Origin of the sequence: Nostoc sp. (genome assembly GCF_036917935.1) — a bacterium.
Classification (GTDB): Bacteria; Cyanobacteriota; Cyanobacteriia; order Cyanobacteriales; family Nostocaceae; genus Nostoc.
In genome coordinates, this window is record NZ_JBALEL010000017.1 from 187,952 (window position 1) to 205,919 (window position 17,968).

At 44.2% G+C, this 17,968-nt stretch carries 15 protein-coding genes and 1 tRNA gene; 5 read left to right on the plus strand and 11 right to left on the minus strand.

The genetic code is table 11. From position 1 onward, the window contains the following. Positions 1 to 106 precede the first annotated feature (106 nt). From V7K62_RS08425 to V7K62_RS08435, 3 genes are all read left to right on the plus strand, one after another. Positions 107 to 1,504, plus strand: a complete 1,398-nt coding sequence (locus V7K62_RS08425) for an S-layer homology domain-containing protein (protein ID WP_334863467.1) — start codon at positions 107 to 109, stop codon at positions 1,502 to 1,504. 261 nt (positions 1,505 to 1,765) lie between these two features. After that, positions 1,766 to 2,812: an SGNH/GDSL hydrolase family protein gene (locus V7K62_RS08430; RefSeq protein ID WP_334863468.1), complete on the plus strand. Its 1,047-nt coding sequence runs from the start codon at positions 1,766 to 1,768 to the stop codon at positions 2,810 to 2,812. A 14-nt stretch (positions 2,813 to 2,826) separates the two neighbouring features. After that, positions 2,827 to 3,900, plus strand: a complete 1,074-nt coding sequence (locus V7K62_RS08435; protein WP_334863469.1) for a M42 family metallopeptidase — start codon at positions 2,827 to 2,829, stop codon at positions 3,898 to 3,900. A gap of 19 nt (positions 3,901 to 3,919) precedes the next feature. Here V7K62_RS08435 and V7K62_RS08440 read toward each other — a convergent pair whose 3' ends face one another. Next, on the minus strand, positions 3,920 to 4,129 hold the full coding sequence (locus V7K62_RS08440; protein ID WP_334863470.1) for a toxin-antitoxin system, antitoxin component, Xre family protein: 210 nt from the start codon (positions 4,127 to 4,129) through the stop codon (positions 3,920 to 3,922). Between the two features lie 312 nt (positions 4,130 to 4,441). Next, positions 4,442 to 4,514 (minus strand) — tRNA-Thr (locus V7K62_RS08445). Between the two features lie 33 nt (positions 4,515 to 4,547). Between V7K62_RS08445 and V7K62_RS08450 the strand changes: the two genes are divergently transcribed. Continuing rightward, positions 4,548 to 4,841, plus strand: coding sequence for a DUF3493 domain-containing protein (locus tag V7K62_RS08450; protein WP_334863471.1), 294 nt, complete (start codon positions 4,548 to 4,550; stop codon positions 4,839 to 4,841). A gap of 137 nt (positions 4,842 to 4,978) precedes the next feature. On the opposite strand, the gene V7K62_RS08455 is transcribed toward V7K62_RS08450, so the two are convergent. The 9 genes from V7K62_RS08455 to V7K62_RS08495 form a co-directional block, all read right to left on the minus strand. Beyond that, positions 4,979 to 5,677 carry an ankyrin repeat domain-containing protein gene (locus V7K62_RS08455; RefSeq protein ID WP_334863472.1) on the minus strand — a complete coding sequence of 233 codons (699 nt, stop codon included), beginning with the start codon at positions 5,675 to 5,677 and terminating at the stop codon, positions 4,979 to 4,981. Positions 5,678 to 5,806: 129 nt separating this feature from the next. Beyond that, a complete protein-coding gene (locus V7K62_RS08460; protein WP_334863473.1) occupies positions 5,807 to 7,501 on the minus strand; it encodes a DUF1565 domain-containing protein in 1,695 nt (564 codons plus the stop codon). A gap of 455 nt (positions 7,502 to 7,956) precedes the next feature. Beyond that, complete coding sequence (locus tag V7K62_RS08465) at positions 7,957 to 8,154, minus strand: hypothetical protein (RefSeq protein WP_334863474.1); 198 nt, start codon at positions 8,152 to 8,154, stop codon at positions 7,957 to 7,959. A 183-nt stretch (positions 8,155 to 8,337) separates the two neighbouring features. Further along, the gene (locus V7K62_RS08470) at positions 8,338 to 8,958 is read right to left on the minus strand and encodes a low-complexity tail membrane protein (protein WP_334863475.1); all 621 of its coding nucleotides are present in this window, start codon (positions 8,956 to 8,958) and stop codon (positions 8,338 to 8,340) included. Between the two features lie 105 nt (positions 8,959 to 9,063). Next, complete coding sequence (infB, locus tag V7K62_RS08475) at positions 9,064 to 12,225, minus strand: translation initiation factor IF-2 (RefSeq protein WP_334863476.1); 3,162 nt, start codon at positions 12,223 to 12,225, stop codon at positions 9,064 to 9,066. Positions 12,226 to 12,708: 483 nt separating this feature from the next. Beyond that, on the minus strand, positions 12,709 to 12,978 hold the full coding sequence (locus V7K62_RS08480) for a YlxR family protein (RefSeq protein ID WP_334863477.1): 270 nt from the start codon (positions 12,976 to 12,978) through the stop codon (positions 12,709 to 12,711). 148 nt (positions 12,979 to 13,126) lie between these two features. Continuing rightward, positions 13,127 to 14,413: a transcription termination factor NusA gene (gene nusA, locus V7K62_RS08485; protein ID WP_334863478.1), complete on the minus strand. Its 1,287-nt coding sequence runs from the start codon at positions 14,411 to 14,413 to the stop codon at positions 13,127 to 13,129. Positions 14,414 to 14,631: 218 nt separating this feature from the next. After that, positions 14,632 to 15,093, minus strand: a complete 462-nt coding sequence (gene rimP, locus V7K62_RS08490; RefSeq protein ID WP_334863479.1) for a ribosome maturation factor RimP — start codon at positions 15,091 to 15,093, stop codon at positions 14,632 to 14,634. A 223-nt stretch (positions 15,094 to 15,316) separates the two neighbouring features. Next, positions 15,317 to 16,765, minus strand: coding sequence for a hypothetical protein (locus V7K62_RS08495; RefSeq protein WP_334863480.1), 1,449 nt, complete (start codon positions 16,763 to 16,765; stop codon positions 15,317 to 15,319). Positions 16,766 to 17,291: 526 nt separating this feature from the next. Between V7K62_RS08495 and V7K62_RS08500 the strand changes: the two genes are divergently transcribed. Beyond that, a partial coding sequence (locus V7K62_RS08500; RefSeq protein ID WP_334863481.1) for a peptidoglycan-binding domain-containing protein occupies positions 17,292 to 17,968 on the plus strand: 677 nt, incomplete at its 3' end.

Here is a 17,968-nt window from a genome sequence, read left to right on the forward strand (position 1 = left end):
TTTTATTTGTCAGTCCCCAAGGAAAATAACCATGCCCAATGCCCGATGCCCATTTAATGAACAGTCTGCGCTAGGGTAGGAATTGAAACTCAATTTGTGATTTCCTGTGCTTCCCTGTAAACGTCCAGCTGTATTTCTAATTTGGGCTGTTCTACTCACTTCGTTAACAGCCTGTGCTAACAGTCCAGTCGCCAAAAACCTTGAGCAATCTTTGGCGGCAGATCCGAAACTGCAAAGCGATCAAGTTGTTTTTGGAGAATCTCAAGGTAATCAACCGCAAGCACAGCAAAATAAATCAACAGTTCAGTTACCAGCTGATTTTCCTAAAGATATCCCCCTATATTCCAATGCCAAGCTAGAGGAAGTTACACCTGCTAACGGTTCAGAAAATAAAATCTCAACTCGCTGGTTGAGTTCTGACCCCAGTAACTTTATTGCTAGCTTTTATCGCAGCCAGTTTCAAACAAATAACTGGCAGATTTTGCAACAGCCAACAGATGATGCGGGAGGCGCTTTTGAGGCACGTCGTAACGATTTGCAGTTGAAGGTTTCCATTCAGCCTAAATCAGTTACTAACGCTACACCTAATCAACCTCAAACAGCCACGGAATTACTGATTGATTACGTACCGAATAGTACCGCAACGCCACAACCTACCCCAACTACTAGTTCTAACGAAACTACTAACGCCGTTCCTCAAGCGGGAAATCCACAGTTCATTGGCCCAATACCACCCACAAACTTGGCAGCACAGCCACCAAGCACAGCTAATAACCAAACAATTTCTACAGCGACGGCACCTGAATCTCAGGTATTCAACGATCTGAATAAGGTGTCGCCAGAATGGCGGCAACATATCCAAGACTTGGCTGCATTAGGTGTTTTATCTATAGAAGCAAAGACAACTAAGGGCAACTCTACTACCACAGCTAACCAGTTTGAACCCGGTAAAATCGTTACGCATCGAGAATATGCCCGTTGGCTAATTGCTGCTAACAATGCTGTGTATGCCAACAATCCGGCTAAACAGATTCGCTTGGCATCAGAAAGTACTCAACCAGCTTTTAGCGATCTATCGGCAAAAGACCCTGATTTTCCAGCAATTCAGGGATTAGCCGAAGCTGGTTTAATTCCTAGTCCTTTGTCTGGAGATTCTACAGTAGTTTTATTTCGTCCTGATGCACCCCTAACGCGGGAACAGTTACTGCTGTGGAAATTACCCCTAGATACTCGCCAAGCTTTACCCTCTGCTAACTTAGATGCGGTCAAACAAACCTGGGGTTTCCAAGATGCAGCGCGAATTGACCCCAAGGCTTTAAGAGCAGTGTTGGGTGATTACCAGAATAGCGAACAATCGAATATTCGGCGGGTGTTTGGTTATACGACTCTGTTTCAACCTAAAAAACCAGTAACTCGTGCTGAGGCTGCTACAGCTTTGTGGTATTTCGGCACTCAGGGTGAGGGTGTATCGGCTGCTGAGGCTTTGAAGTTAAAGCGCGGTTAGTCTATCGCTAGCATAAAATTGGGCAATTACCACCCCTGAGCAGATAAATTTTGCTCTCTCTTTGTAATACAGCTATTTTTTATCAAGAAAATGTAAATCTAAGTATTTACAGCGTTTTTATCTGGGTTTGATAAACTTTTGAGGGATAGTTAAGTAAAACAACGTAAATTAACTCGATAGACGTACTTAATTTTGAAGTAACTTACTATCGGCTTTTGATTACTTTTAAACAGACTAAAAAATACTACGGGTAAAACGAGTATGAAAAAACAAGCGATCGCAGTCGGGTTTGTTCTATTTTCTTTCATGTTACCGACCAAAGCCTCGGCTGCGAGTTTTGATCAGCTTTATGTATTTGGCGATAGTCTTTCTGATACAGGCAATATATATAATGCTACTGGGCAAGCATACCCTCAAAGCCCACCTTACTTTCAAGGGCGTTTTTCCGATGGGCCGATCTGGGTTGATTATCTCGGAAATCAACTAGGATTAAAGCCCACTTTATTAACTGATATTAATTTCACTACTATTCCTCCCACACCAATTCCTACCCAAGGGATAAACTTCGCTTTCGGTGGTGCTAGCTCTGGTTTAGATAACGCTGTCCTTCCCAATCAAAATTTACCAGGAGTACTTAAACAAGTCCTTGGTTTTGCTGGAACTCTGAAAGCAAATAATCAAACGGCTGATCCAGATGCACTTTATACGTTGTGGGGAGGTGCGAATGATTTCTTTTTTCTCAACCCCGAAGACTCAACCACGCCAATCAGTAATATATCCCTGGCGTTGAATACTCTGGTAGGAGTCGGCGCGAAAAATATTTTGGTGTTTAACTTGCCAGATTTAGGAAAGCTACCAGCAGCTACAATTAATGGTCGCAACCCTACAACTCTTAGCAAATCAACTAGTGAGTTTAACTTGGGTTTAGCACAAACTGTCAGCGCTTTGAGTCAAAACCCGAATCTCAACATCATCTCTGTTGATACTTATTCTTTATTTAATCAGGCAAGTGCATTAGGTTTTACGAATGTAAGCGAGTCTTGTCTATCTAGGCTAGATATATGTAACCCAGGTGACAACAAGTTTCTCGTTTGGGACGGTTTTCACCCAACGACGGCTGCTCATCAGGTGATAGCAGATACTGCATTAGCGGCGATTGAGGCTAAGTCTGTCCCGGAACCGGCGATCAACTTGGGGATTTTAGCCCTTGGTGCTTTTGGTGCGGTAAAAGTGCTGAAGCGTCAACAAAAAAGGTCAGCAGGTCGCGTTATTGATGCACAATTGTCTCATACAACAGTTGAAAACTAAACTAACTGTATTAGATGTGGGATTACGATCGCTTATTTGAAATTATTCAAGAATTGGTCATGCACCATTCTCCGAGTGGTGTAGAAGCTGAGATTAACCAGTTGTTGATGCAAAAATTTACGGCGCTGGGTGTTGAAGTTTGGTGCGATCGCGCCGATAATATTATTGCGAAAATTCCCGGAAAAAATCCAGACGGAGCGATGTCTAACGACAAGCCGCTTCCCGTCTACGCGATCACAGCACACAAAGACGAAATTGGCGCAATTGTCAAGAGTCTTGGTGATGAAGGTCGTGTCAAAGTCAGCAAACTCGGTGGTTCTTTCCCGTGGGTTTACGGCGAAGGAGTTGTCGATTTACTGGGAGATAACGAAACCATTAGCGGTATTCTCAGCTTTGGTTCCCGCCACGTTTCCCACGAATCGCCTCAAAAAGTGCAGCAGGAAGATACTACTGTGAAGTGGGAAAATGCCTGGATTGAAACGAAGCTCACATCTGCTGAATTAGAAGCAGCTGGCATTCGACCTGGAACTAGAATGGTAATCGGCAAACATCGCAAGCGTCCAATTCGGTTAAAGGATCATATTGCCGGTTACACCTTGGATAACAAAGCTTCTGTTGCGATTCTGTTAGCTTTAGCTGAAAACCTAAAACAGCCAGTTGTTGATGTTTATTTAGTAGCGTCAGCTAAAGAAGAAGTGGGAGCAATTGGGGCGCTATTTTTCACCCAAAATCAGCGCTTGGATGCCTTGATTGCTTTAGAAATTTGTCCATTATCTGAGGAATATCCTGTTAAAGATGGGGAAATTCCTGTACTCTTATCTCAAGATGCTTATAGAATATATGATGAGGGGCTAAATGGACAACTGCGTCATAGTGCCAAGCAGTTGGATATGCCAGTGCAGTTAACAACCCTGAGCGGATTTGGCAGTGATGCTTCAATTGCGATGAAATTTGGGCATGTTGGACGTGCTGCTTGTTTGGCGTTTCCTACCCAAAATACTCATGGCTATGAAATTGCTCATTTAGGAGCGATCGCTAACTGTATTGATTTGTTAAAAGCTTTCTGCGAAACTGAGTTTGAGGAATAATTATAGGCTTTGAGCAAATTCATAGTGTGTCATATTCTGCATCATCAGGGTTATCCCAGATTTTGAGCAGAACTGGTTCAGAAAGTTTTGCTGCTGCAAAGGTAAGGCTATGGTCTGTATTTTGCAAACCCAAAGAATCAATAAAATCTTCAACTAGCAAAACTTGTTCGGGAGGCAGCTTTTGAATTTTTTCAAGTAGCCTTTGCTGTGAAATTCTATCAGTTTGCATTGTATTGTTTAGATTCTCCTTGTATTGATTGCTTTATGCATTCATTATAGTTTTTGGTTGTCTCTACCGATGAAGGCGATCGCTAATTGTATTGATTTGTTAAAAGCTTTCTACGAAACTGAGTTTGAGTGATAAAGCGAGGCTTTGAATTGAGGTGCGATCGTATATCAACCCAAAATAGCCAGAAAAAGGTTTTGCAAAGCCTGAAGGTCTGGCTCCTCAAGTCGCCCTAACTTTTTAATCACTAGCCCTTTATTGTTTTTTACACCCATTTAGCTAAATGCTTGATTTATGTCAAACTTAACTAATCAAAGCCGATGATGGGACTCGAACCCACGGCCTGCTGATTACGAATCAGCTGCTCTACCAACTGAGCCACATCGGCGTACACAATCTAAGAGTATAACATGATTTAATCATGGTAGATCAAAATCCCAAAAATCGTCTTAACCCTGAACAATATGCCAGCCTCAAAGCAGAAATAGCCGCTCCTTATCGCGGGTTACGACAATTTATCTATATCGCTTTCGGTGCTTCTGGCTCACTCGGCGCATTCGTCTTTTTCTTCCAAGTGCTTGCCGGACGGGATGTTGAGAGTGCTTTGCCTAGTTTAGCTCTCCAAGTAGCGATCGTTTTTTTAATGGTCTTCCTCTGGCGCTGGGAACAGCGTCGGCAACAACGCCCTCAATCGGGTAAAAATCCTAATTCCTGAAGGGAGAAATTTTAGCTGTTAATTTTTTTACCTTGATACCACATTCAAATGCCACCAGTTGAAATTGAAACTGGGCATCGATAACCCTGTGTTAACATTATCGCCACAACACCCAGACTAGGGCAATTTAAAAAACGTTAATCAAACTTTTTAGAGTGTGGAAATAGCTCATCAATTGCTTGCTCAACTAACCTGAATACAGGTTCAGGATACTCCGATGTATTTTGGGTTACATATTCAAGGAACTGATAGCTAATGTTTTTAATATCAGCACCTTTTTCTAAGAGTAACTGAGTGAAGAGTGAATACTGGCCTCGACTGAGAGCAAGTGTTAGAGGTGTAAGTCCATCATGATTTAAGTAGTTAACATCTGCTCCTCGCTCAATTGCTTGTTGCACATCAGCAACTCTACCAAGCATAAGAGCATGAATCAAAACTTCATTTTGATGCAATTTTTCAAAGCCTTTCTTCCTCGCATTTCTTGCTTCTTGCCACCGGGGTATAGCCTTAGCAAATCCTTCTACTTGTTCTTTTGAGTTCCAAGAGCGAAAAAACGATCCTTTCACATTTGGTAAATAGACATATCGTGCCCGCCAATTCGTTAATCGCTTCTCATCAATAACCATTGTGATCAATCTGGATGAGCCACGATGACGACCTACAACAACTATTCTCTCGTAACCATCACCCCAAGTTGGAGCAGAACAGTAAACCTTTGTGTTGGGACTGAAATGCTTTGTCCCATACTGGATTTCATGGTTTTCACCAAACGGTTGCTCCGAAATAACATTTGCAACTAGATACCATTCAAGACATTTTTCAGGTTGCTCAGTCATCGTTCACTTCAGATAGCCATTAAGCATAATTTTATCCTAAGTTACTGATTTGACAATCTGAGCAATGTATTTGGAAGCGCCAGACTAACAAATCATCAATCTGGCGCTTTCAATTTGCTAACTAGGCATTTACTGAACTGTTACCAAATAGGATGAAGGAATTGGTTGAGCGCGTCCAGCATTGACGAGTGCCTGGTAAACAAAGGCAGCAACTTCGGCTCTAGTCGCCTGACGATTAGGATTGAGTTGCTTGACTGTAGGATAGTTGATTACTAATTGCCGTGCAGTTGCCGCAGCAACAGGTGCGATCGCATAATTAGGAATCTGGGCAGCATCGGTGTAAAAGGAAAGGATACTTTGATTATTCGCAGTTAAGCCCAAACCATTAGCTAAAGCGACTAACGCTTGCACTCTGGGAATTTGTTGCTGTGGCTTAAAAGTGCCATCGGGATAACCAGAAACAAATTGACTCTGGTAAGCAGATTGAATAGCAGCGTAAGCCCAGAAATTGCTTGCTACATCCTTAAACTGAATGGCTGCACGTTTGGCTGGTGGTGTTAGGGCTTTAGTGACAATAGCGGCAAATTGAGCGCGGGTTACAGGTTCATTAGGTTTAAAGCTGCCATCAGGAAAGCCAGCAATAATATTTTTGGAGGCTAAAGCTTCGATGTAGGTTTTTGCCCAGTAATTTGCTGGCACATCTTTAAAGGCGACAGTCCCTCCAGGGGGTACATCAACAGTTGCAGCAACAAAATCTACTGAGCCAAAAATCTTTTTCTGATCGATATCGTTGCCAACAGCGATAATTTTGCCTGTTTTGGTAGCGTTATTCAGATCATAACGAGTGTTATTGCGGATAAGATTACCACCAGGATTTTCGTTGGTGCCAAGGTCGGGTAAAGCACTAACAGTTGCGACTACTCCATCCCGCTTATTGTTCTGAATGACATTCTTACGCAATACGGGCTTTGCTGACTCCGAGATAAAAAGGCCGTCTTGGTTTTCGACAATTTGATTTTCCACAATTAGGGGTGTGGAAGTGCCACCGATCGCTAGACCAAAACCAGTATCCTGAAATAAGTTATTCCGAATTTCTCCTTGAGCAGCTTTAGTAATTGAAATACCATTGCCTTTGTTTTGCACAAAGAGGTTACTTTCAATTTTGGGATTGCCTGTACCCGTGATAAAAACACCCTCTCTGACACTGTTAGTAAAAGTACTGTTTTTGATAATGGGATTAGTTGACTCCACCCACACACCCGTACCACGACCATTTGGGTTGGTAACAGTGACACCGGCGATCGTGGTATCTTGCTCGGCAAGGATAGTAATGTCTTGTCTGGCAAAGAAGCGACTAGTGTAGAAACCTCCACCTGTAATCAATATCCCCTGACCTTTAGTAGCTTCATCACCCCGCAGTGTCACACCTGGTTTAACCAACAGAGGGAAGGTTTCGCCACTTTCCTGGTTATAGTTCCCAGGTGCTAATTGAATAACTGCACCTGCTTGGGCTTGACTGAGAGCGAAACTGATGCTTTTGTAGGGTGCAGATGACGTTGTACCAGCACCAGCCCTATCTGCACCAGTCGCTGGATTAACGTAAATCGCTGCGGCTGTTGCAGGAGCTTGCGCTGTGAGAGTTGGGGCGATATTTTCTGGGTGAGTAGCACCAGCATTAACCTTACCCTGTAGTAGTATTGAAGCACTAGAAACAACAAGCATTGCCGTTAGTCCGGCTCCCACGCGCCAAGTATATTTGAGATGACTGCTAGAAAAAAGGCGAAAATTTTTCGCTAGAGAAATGTGAAAACCCCGATATTTCATTTTTTGAGTCTGTGATGTGCTGAATTACGGTATGTCGAACAAGGTTGAAGGTAGCAGCCTTGTAGCTGCTGTAAAACCCATGCAAAACTATACTGGATGATTAGCACCGATTCGGCTAAATTCCCTAGATCCATCACAGAACTTATACATTAGTCATATTGTGTTATTTATAAAATTCTACTATGGCGGTTTGCAGTTAAGTCCAATACAGACCTAACCCCTTCCCTACTAGCGTTGGGGAGTAAGACTCAAAGCCTCCCTCCTGCAAGCAGAGAGGAATGGAAGTGAGGTCAAAACTTTACTGCATCCAAGCGAGAACCGCTATACTACACTGTGGCGGAAGTTTGCCTACCTTTAACAAGACGCCAGACGAGTGGCTTAAGCCACTCGTCTGGCGTCTTGTTAATTGAGATGCTACGCAAACAATTTGGAATTTTGGAATTGTTAATTTATGTTTAGTAAGCTAAAGTTTCTAAAGTTTCCCTTAAATACCGCTGTACCTGCTGTTCCAAACGAATTCCCTGTAATTGAACATCGCGTTCTAGTTGCCAGCGCTGAAAACCGGAACTAGTGGAGATCGCGCATTTGAGGCTATACCAAATTTCAGTATCAGCAGAAAATTGGCGATCGCTAGAAGCTGGAATTTGAGCCATAGTTCCTCATTCCTTTGTTTTAACTTCAACGGTAACTGGGCATTGGGCAATTCAATTTTGGATTTTGGATTTTAAATTTTGGATTGAATTTCAATTTAAAATCCAAAATCTAAAATCTAAAATTCTTGCCCCCTGGTGCTTATTTGTAGCCCTTTAAAGTTAAATAATATACTTTAGGGGCTGCTACGAATCTGTATTAATCCTAAACAAGGATTGCAGCAATCGAGGCACGATTTGATTAACTCGCACCCCTAAAATTGTAAAATCCTGCTTAATCTTTTCTAAAGATAATGGTTCTATGCCAGCAAATTCTGTCTCATTAGTCACCAAAACTCGCATTACACTCACAGGTATTTGTAAAAATAGATTGCTGCCCAAAAAAGCTAACCCCGCAAGCACTAGTGCAAGGCTGCGCCATTGTGGGAGAAATTTTGCTGAATTTGCTACTAATGGGGCAATTTGGTAAAGATTCCACAGCACCCAAACCGATAATACTGCTGCAACTAATGCCAGGATACGATTTAACTTTGTATTAATTAAACAGAGAATTTTTCGCTGCCGTTCAGTTAGATTTTCTGGCTTTAAGGCTATTCCTAAAAGAGCAAAGATATAAAAAGGGCGACGCAACTGCATCCATAGTAGGGGGAGAACACCAATGGCGGCAACTAAGAATAGCTCCATCCAGACTGGCAAAAACGGCTCGCCCACAGACAAAAATAATAAGCAGAGGACTAAAAAAACAGGCAACGTCGCCAATCCAGCGACGTGAATCCACAAAATCGGTTCAGAGCGAAATGAATGCATTTTATAAAAAGTTGTGAGTTAAGAGTTAGGAGTTAGGAATTAGCAGCCTTTAACTCCTAACTCCTAATTTATCACTCCTAACTTCTAACCATTTTACCCTCAACACTATCTCGTTAAGGTGAGAGTGCGGCGCTTCGTAACCATTTGATAGGATTCGATGATGTCACCTTCAACCCAATCATTGAATTTATCCATGCCGACACCGCATTCATAACCGGCGTTGACCTCACGGGCATCTTCTTTCATCCGTTTTAGGGAGTCAAGGACGCCTTCAAAGATCACCTTACCGTTGCGTCGCACCCTGACTTTGCAGTTGCGAACTAGCTTGCCAGATTGAACGTAGCAACCGGCAACCGCACCACGACCGACTGGGAAGACGGCACGGACTTCGGTTTGACCCAAGGGTTCTTCCACCAACTCTGGTTCCAAAAGACCTTCCAAGGCATCTTGAATATCTTCCAGGAGTTTGTAGATCACGTTGTATTCCCGGACATCCACACCCGCTTCATCGGCGGCTTGTCTAGCGCCACTGGCAAAGGTGGTGTTGAAGCCGATAATCACAGCGTTACTGGCAGCTGCTAAGTCGATATCTGTCTCGGTGATTTCCCCAGCAGTAGCCAACAGCATCCGAATTTGGACTTCGTTTTGCGGGATTTGCTTGAGCGCTCCCACAATGGCTTCCACCGAACCTTGTACGTCTCCCTTCAAGATCAAGTTGAGTTCTTTCAACTCGCCTTCTTGTGCTTGAGCCGACAGGGTTGTCAGGGTAACACGTCCTTGTAACAGGCGGGATAAGCGTTGTCTGTCTGCGCGATCGCTAGCGAGTGCTCTGGCTTCTTTTTCGTTGTGGAAGACCTCGAACTCGTCGCCGGCTGCTGGCACATCACTTAAACCTAGTACCTCGACAGCAAAGGAAGGAGAAGCAATGTCTACTCTCTTGCTTCTGTCATCCACCATCGCCCTGACTTTACCGAAAGCCGAGCCAGCTACCAAGATATCTCCCACATGCAGGGTGCCATTCTGAATCAGCAAGGTAGCAACTGCTCCCTTGGCTTTATCCAGATGTGCTTCAATTACAGTTCCTTTGGCGGAACGATCTGGGTTAGCAGATAGTTCTCCAACCTCTGCTACTAAGAGAATCATCTCTAAGAGCGTATCCAGATTTTCACCTCTGATGGCGCTCACCGGAACCATGATTGTCTCACCGCCCCAATCTTCTGCGGTCAAACCATACTGGGTTAGCTCTTGTTTAACCCGTTCTGGCTGTGCCCCTTCTTTGTCAATTTTGTTGATGGCAACAACAATTGGCACTCCCGCAGCTTGGGCGTGGCTAATGGCTTCAATGGTTTGCGGACGGACACCATCATCAGCAGCCACTACTAACACGGCAATGTCTGTTACCCGCGCTCCTCGGGCCCGCATCGCTGTAAAGGCTTCGTGACCAGGAGTATCCAGGAAGACTATCTGCTGCGGTTTGCCCTCATGTTCCACATCCACATGGTATGCACCGATGTGTTGAGTGATACCGCCAGCTTCGCCAGCAGCCACTTTGGTTTTGCGGATTGAGTCGAGCAGAGTTGTTTTACCGTGGTCTACGTGACCCATAATTGTCACGACTGGCGGACGGCGGTGGAGATATTCTCGGTCTTCTGCGCCGACCATTTCCGTAATTTTCCGAGCTTCGGCTTCTCGCTCGGCGGTTTCGACTTCTATTTCTAGTTCTTTTCCTACCAGGGTAATTGTGGGAATATCCAGATTTTGGGTGATACTCACCGCCATGCCTTTAAGGAAGAGGATTTTGACAATCTCTGTATCGGCAACGGCTAAAACGTCAGACAGTTCTTGGACAGTCAACGGCCCTGTGATCGTCACTTTTTCGGGGCGATCGCGTTTGGTCTCGGCTTCTTGGCGACGGTTTTGGTGATGATCGCGGCCGGAACCAGACTTGGAACCAGACCTAGAACCAGACTTTCTCGCTCTTGCAGTTGGGGCGCTAGCAAGGGTTGCACCTGGCATCTGTACAGGTCGAGTCGCTTTGGGTTTGGGAGGACGAGCGATGGAAAGGCTGACTTGAACTGTGGCTGGTGAGTCGATATCGTCATCATCCAGCAAATCTTCTTCAAACTCATCATCAAGTATGGGTTTGATCCGCTTGCCTTTGACACCAGCTTTCGCCTTCTCTTTAACTTCGTCAATGATTTCCTCTTCTACCCACTTTTTGCCGCCTTTGGTTGGCCGAGGCGGACTTGGGCGTTTCAAGTCGAGGAGATCAGGTGTGACTGGTTCATCACCCAATCCTTGAGATTTGCCCGCTATTCCTGACATCTGTCTGGGTGGAGTAGCGATCGGCGTTGCGGCTGCTACCGCTTCACCTGGACGTGCTGGTCTGGGTCGTTGCCCTTCTCCCAGTTGTGATGGTGCAGATGGTCTATTGCCCCTCGGCTCTGGTCTGCTGGGTGAAGGGGTAGGACGACTTGTCCTTTGTGGCGCACCTGGTGGAGACTGGTCAGTTGGCAGTTTAGCAACTCTCGGCTTAATTTGCTCGCGATCGCCTTCTGCGGGTCGTAGCCGTTGGTCGCGTTTGAGGATCGGTTTATCTGCCTGAGATACCGACTCATCTGCCACCTGAGCTTCTTCCGCCGCCGGTCTGGCTGGAGGAGCAACTAGTTGCGGTTTGATCGATTTTTCCGATTTTGGTCTAGGTGGAACTATTTTTTCCGGTTTTTGGGATGCTATTTTTTCCGGTGCCTGATTGGGATTAGGCGTTTGTTCCAAGTCAGCGATCGGAGGTTGCTCTTGAGTCTCAGATTGAGTCCGGGGTACAGGTCGAGTTGGTACCGTGGGCTTCATGGGTGAGACTGGTGTAGCGAAAGGCCGTGGAGGAGAGGGAGGATTAGCGTCAGACAAGGCAGCTTGGGTATTGTTAGCAAGTGACGCCTCTGGGGCGTTGGAGGTAGTATTTCTCAATATTTGGGGTTTGCGTATTTCCAAAATTTGCTGTTTGTGGGGTGCAGCAGGTCGCGCAGGTCTGCCGTTGGGTGGTGAATTTGGCTTATGGCTGGTTGTACCTAGTTCCTTTTTGGCGGACACATTCGTAGCTGCTAGCTTTTCTGCTGCCGCCCGGATGTTTTCTGCCTCGGATTCTGAAATCGTGCTGCTATGGCTTTTGACCGCAATGTCGAGCTGGTCGCAAATTGCTAATAGCTCTTTGTTATCCAAATTCAATTCCTTTGATAATTCATAGATTCTAACTTTGCCGTTGTTCATCCACTCTTCCCCTTTAATTTACAGTTTTAGCGGATGGTTGCCTGGTTTGCGACATCTCCATCCTTGGATTACTGTTTTTAGACTGCCGTTCAGTTTTTGCCGGTGCCTCCAATCAGGAAAGAGAGATGTTTCGGTTTAATAATGGCATCCCCACCAGGAATGATGGTTGAAGGATACCCATAAAAATTTCTTAAATAAAAGATTTTTATAGGAACCCTTGACGCCGAACTGCGCCTGAGCGCTACCAGGTTGCCATTTTGTAGTTTCTTGTTTTGTTGATTCTGAGTCTTCCACAACACAATCGATTACATCTTGCTTCTGGGAATGTTGCCTCGCCCCTCTTGTTATTTAGAGAGGCGAATGTGTTTTACACCCATTTACTATTTTGGCACTAACCTTAACGATCAACAGAGCGTGTGATGAAAGCGCGACTTCGGCTTTCGACACAATTCCTCTGATGATTACGTCACAAAGTTGTTCCAACTAAATTTGGTTTTGGGTATTACTGGAGGCTAAACGTTGCGACAAGCTTTGGTACAGTGTTTCTGGCACTGATGCATGTAGCGATCGCCCTAGTCGATTTTTTTTTTGAGCCGCTTGTAGGCAACTCGTTTCTGGACAAATATAGGCAGAACGCCCCATGCCCTGATCTAATTGTACCTTTCCCGATGGAAAGACGCGGACAATCCGCCAAAACTCATCTTTTGAGCCTACTTTACGGCAACTAATACAGCGCCGATAATTTGGTTTCATCGGTTCTCTGCGATCTCAGTCCAGGATAATGGAAGTAAAAAGAAGTTTATTATTACTATTTTTTACTTATACCAAGTAGCTTTTGAGAAAATAATCCTTGAGACTGAGACTACAATCTACAGTATCAAAACTTTACAAAATTAATCAATTATTCGTCATCGTTATGATCAAAACTATCCTCCTCTTCTAATTCCTCCTGATTTTCATCCTCGAATTCTTCCTCAAAGTCCAGATCGTCTTCCTCTGATTCCTCTGATTGATATTTTGTTCTGACGGCTGCAAATTTGGCATCCTCTCCTACATAGTCATACTTAACTTTGTCTTTTATGTCTATTTTCCAACCAGTCAGGCGGGCTGCCAAACGGACGTTTTGCCCTTCTTTCCCTATGGCCAAACTCAATTGATCTTCAGCCACAAGTACGTGAGTTTGCCGCGATTCTGGGTCCATCAAGCGTACTTCATCTACCCGTGCTGGACTTAAGGCATTGGCGATGTATGTTGCTGGGTCTGGCGACCAGCGAATTACATCTATTTTTTCACCACGTAATTCGTTGACTACCACTTGAATTCGCGATCCCCTAGCTCCAATACAAGCGCCAACTGGATCTACATCCCGATCGAGAGTATCTACTGCTATTTTAGTCCGGGGGCCGACATAACGGGAGGGGGGATTTGCCTCCCTCGCTACGGCAACAATCCGTACTACTTCATCTTCAATTTCTGGGACTTCGTTGGCGAAAAGATAAACCACCAAACCAGCATCAGCACGAGAGACAAGCAACTGTGGCCCTCGTTGCTGACCTTGGGAGACTTTTTTGAGATATACCTTGAAGGTGGCATTCGCCCGATAATTATCGTTGGGCAGCTGTTCTCGCTTCGGTAATTCGGCTTCTACTTCTGGCTGACCAAAATTACTGGTGACTGCCAAAACCACTGATTGCCGTTCAAACCGCAGGACTCTTGCTTGGAGAACAGTTCCTTCTAAATCTTGGAACTCTTCTTGCACCATCTGGCGCTGTTGATCCCGTAACTTTTGCGCCAATACCTGCTTAGTTTGCATCGCCGCCATCCGACCAAATTCTCCTTGATCGGGGGTAACATCCAGCACCACAGAGTCGCCTAACTGTGCTTCGGGAGCTACTTGTTGAACTTCCTCCAGGGAAATTTGGTGGTCTGTGTTATTAACTTCTTCGACAATGGTTTTAGTGGAAAGAACGCGAAATCCTTCTCCTTCAATATCGAGTTCTACCTCAAAATTCTCAAAATAATCTTCGTCAAACTGTTTGCGCTCTAAATTTTGGGCCCGACGATAACGTTCGTAGCCTTTGAGTAGTGCTTCTCTAATAGCTGATTGAACTGCAAGCCGGGGTAAATTTCGCTCGCGACTGATACTTTCAATTAATTCTTTTAATCCAGGTAAAGTAACCATTGACATAAGCAATCTCCTTTAAAAATTAGGAACTAGGGACTGGGCATTGGGCATGGGGCATTGGGCATTGGGCATTGGGTGCAAAGAGGCTTTGGTGCAAAAGAGAAAGACTTGCAGCAACTTACCCTCTGCTCCTCTGCTCCTCTGCTCCTCTGCTCCTCTGCTCCTCTGCTCCTCTAATTCCCTATTCCCTAGTCCCTAGCCTCTAGCCTTTAGTAACTCGTTTATCGGCGCTCGTCTAGTTGCACCTTAGTAATTAGGGGGCGGGGAATTTCGACTACACGACCTTTTTGGTTTAAGTAAAGTGCTGTCTCATCCCGGCTAATCAACTGACCAGTCCACTCTTGTTGTCCGTCGTAGGGTGGCGAAGTGGAGATCGTAACAGGAAATCCTTTAAAGGAAATAAACTCCCTGTCTGTTACCAGTTGCCGCGAAATACCAGGACTAGACACTTCCAAGACGTATGTATCTGGAACGATTTGGGCAGCATCTAAGGAGGCTTCTAAAGCACGGCTCATCCTCTCACAATCGTTCAACCCAGTGTCTTGCTCAGGATTGCGAATGTCTACCCGCAACACTGGTGGACTTTGGTTGGTGTGAAAAATCACGCCAACCACTTCCAATCCCAATTCTTCTGCCACTGGTGTCGCCAAATCAATAATTTGTGTAACTAAAGGATGAGCCATGAGAGAATTCAATAAAAAAAGTGGGCGTCGACCCACTTCCTGCGATAGGTATATCTTCCAAGAAGTCTTGTGACGAACCAATGATGATTCGCCTAATTCGAGTTTAGCGCATTTCTTTTATAGTCGTGCATTGGGGATTGGGCAATTCAATTTTGGATTTTGGATTTTAAATTTTGGATTAAATTTCAATCTAAAATCCAAAATCTAAAATCTAAAATTCTTTCTACCCTTCCCGTATTTTTGGGAGAGTAGTGCCTTTATCTACTACTGCTGGAACTGATACTTGTGTTCTTAGCTGCCTGGTTTGCTCGATAATTTGGTCTATGTCTTCTTGGGATAAACGCTGGACATAGTTGAGTTTGATTTCTTCTAAGAAGTCAAAAAGTAAACTCTGAATTTCTGAAAGTACGTGCTTTTCCTTGATTTCAGATCCCAAGGCGTCACTGAAGCTTTGTACGAGTTGACTGGTGAGTTTTGCACCTACAGGGTCTTCAACAGTGCTAACTAAAGTTTTGTAAAGATTAGTTGTGATTTGGGTCGCCAATTGTTCGCTTAACTGGGTTTGGGCCTGTCCCACGCCAGGGAGGTTCTGGAGATTGCGGTAGACGGGGAATTGATGGAAGACGGTTTCGATGTTGTGGCGCAGAATGGCAACGATCGCAGGTTGGATATCGGGTAGCACTCGGTAGACAATTGTTTTTACCAAAAGACCTGCGATCGCTTCCACTTCATTCACATTATTAATATCTATGTAGGGACGTAAATTTTCCTTTTGCGAGAGCCAGCTAGTTAATTCACCCCGCCTAATTGAACCCTGAATCTGATTAATTACCCTCACCACAACAATTTCTGTGAGTTCTTCGGCAAAATTGGCAACAATCCCCTGATTAATTTGCTTTCGCACTGGATGCAGATTGAATAACCGCGCTTGATCGAGGCGGACTACTACAGGTATGATTCGCAACCCCCGCCAAAATGGGATTAGTAAAAATAAATCGTACCAACGCCACAATAGTGCTTCCAACCAGCTAAAACCAGGATGTTGGCGTCTGAGCAAGAAGGTACGCCCCAGCAATTCTAAGCCAAATAAAATCACAAAGAGTAAGTCAATAATCCAGAATTTATCAACAAAATCGCCATTTTCCCCAATTTGGCGGTAGTAGTTAGTGGCGATCAAAGGGCGGATGCTCTGGTTAAAAAAATTAATTTCTTCAAGCCAGCCATTTTGTGATATGTGTGACTGACTCCAAAAAGTAGCGAAGGACTGTTTTGCAGATTCGTTACCGATGTGCGATCGCATCCTCTTTTTAATTTTTTCCAGAGTCCCACTCTTATTCACTCCCGCAAACGGGTTACTGTCAATCATCTCGCTGCTAAGACGACTTATTTCTTCTAGTCTGTTATTTACTTGAGGCGACTGTAACCCTGTTTGTCTAACTTGTTCTTCTAATGCGTCTACTGTTTTCAGATAGTTTTCTGTGTCTCGATGGAGTTCAATACCTTTTATTGGGTCATAAATCTTGGTAATTTGGGGAATTTTTCGCAAGTAGAAATCTCGCCAAGGTACGTAACTTAAATCAAACAAAACTAAACTTAAATTTACGGTGGCAGCAATTGCCATAAATCTTTCAAACCAAAGATTACGCTGCTTAGAAGATTTTACATCTCTCATTTTTTGTAAAAAATTATACTTGTTTTGCTATTTTAAACATAAGCTCTTTCATTTATTAATTTTCCGCCCTTCCTAACCAATTACAGCAATTTTTTCCAGTCGAGTAGACCCCAGTAGAAGGACATATCTGTCATGGGTGACAACTTAAGCCCAAACCCAAACCCCTTTAAAACCTCCTTTCCTGCCATAAGCTGGGAATACTCCTGATTGCGGCACAGCCACGAGTCAAGAGACTGGCTTTCACCTTAAGTTGACATCAATGCACAGATGTGCTTTTCTACGCCAATTTAGTGTTAGAAGGGTGTATTCGATTCAAATGATAACCGCTGTATCTCTGCTAATACAAGATAAATCTTTTGATAGATGACATAAAATACTTTTTATGCATTTTGTTAAATTTAACAAAAAAAAATCACAATTTGTTCAAAATTCATTAAATAATCGTGAAAAAAGTTATTAAACAAACTTAAAATGCAGCTGTTAACGTTTATGATCCTGCTGATTTAACCCAAAGGAGTTTTTAAGTATGTGGTGTGGGTTTGGAAAATCAAGCGCAACCTTTGCTGTTACTTGCCTGATGACTGCTAGTTTGGTAATTGCAGACACTGGTTTCGCAGCCCCTCAAAAAAATTATACGCCCCAGCAATTTCGTAAGGTATTGATGGGATTAGGCTATAACGTCAAGGTAACAAATACTGCTTTGACGGACGAGGAAACTAAAAAGGCAATTCGAGAATTTCAGACTGGTTATAAGCTAAAACCAGTTGATGGGATAGCAGGGCCAAAAACCCAAGATTTTGCTGCTAACATCGTTCAAATTCTGCACAGAAATTTGAATGCAGTGGTGAAGCCAAATCCTCCCCTACCGCGCGATCATTTTTATGGTTCCCGCACGGAAGAAGTGGTGAAGGAGTATCAGAAGAAATATCAGTTGCAAGAAACTGGAATTGCTAATTTAGCACTCCGCCAAAAGCTGAATGAAGAAGCAAAGACAGTCTTCAGTCAGCCAACGGCTAAACCAACAACTAAACCGACGGCTAAACCGACGGCTAAACCAACAGCTAAACCGACGGCTAAACCGACGGCGACACCGATGGCTACACCGACAGCGACACCGATGGCTACACCGACAGCGACACCGATGGCTACACCGACAGCGACACCGATGGCTACACCGACAGCGACACCGATGGCTACACCGAC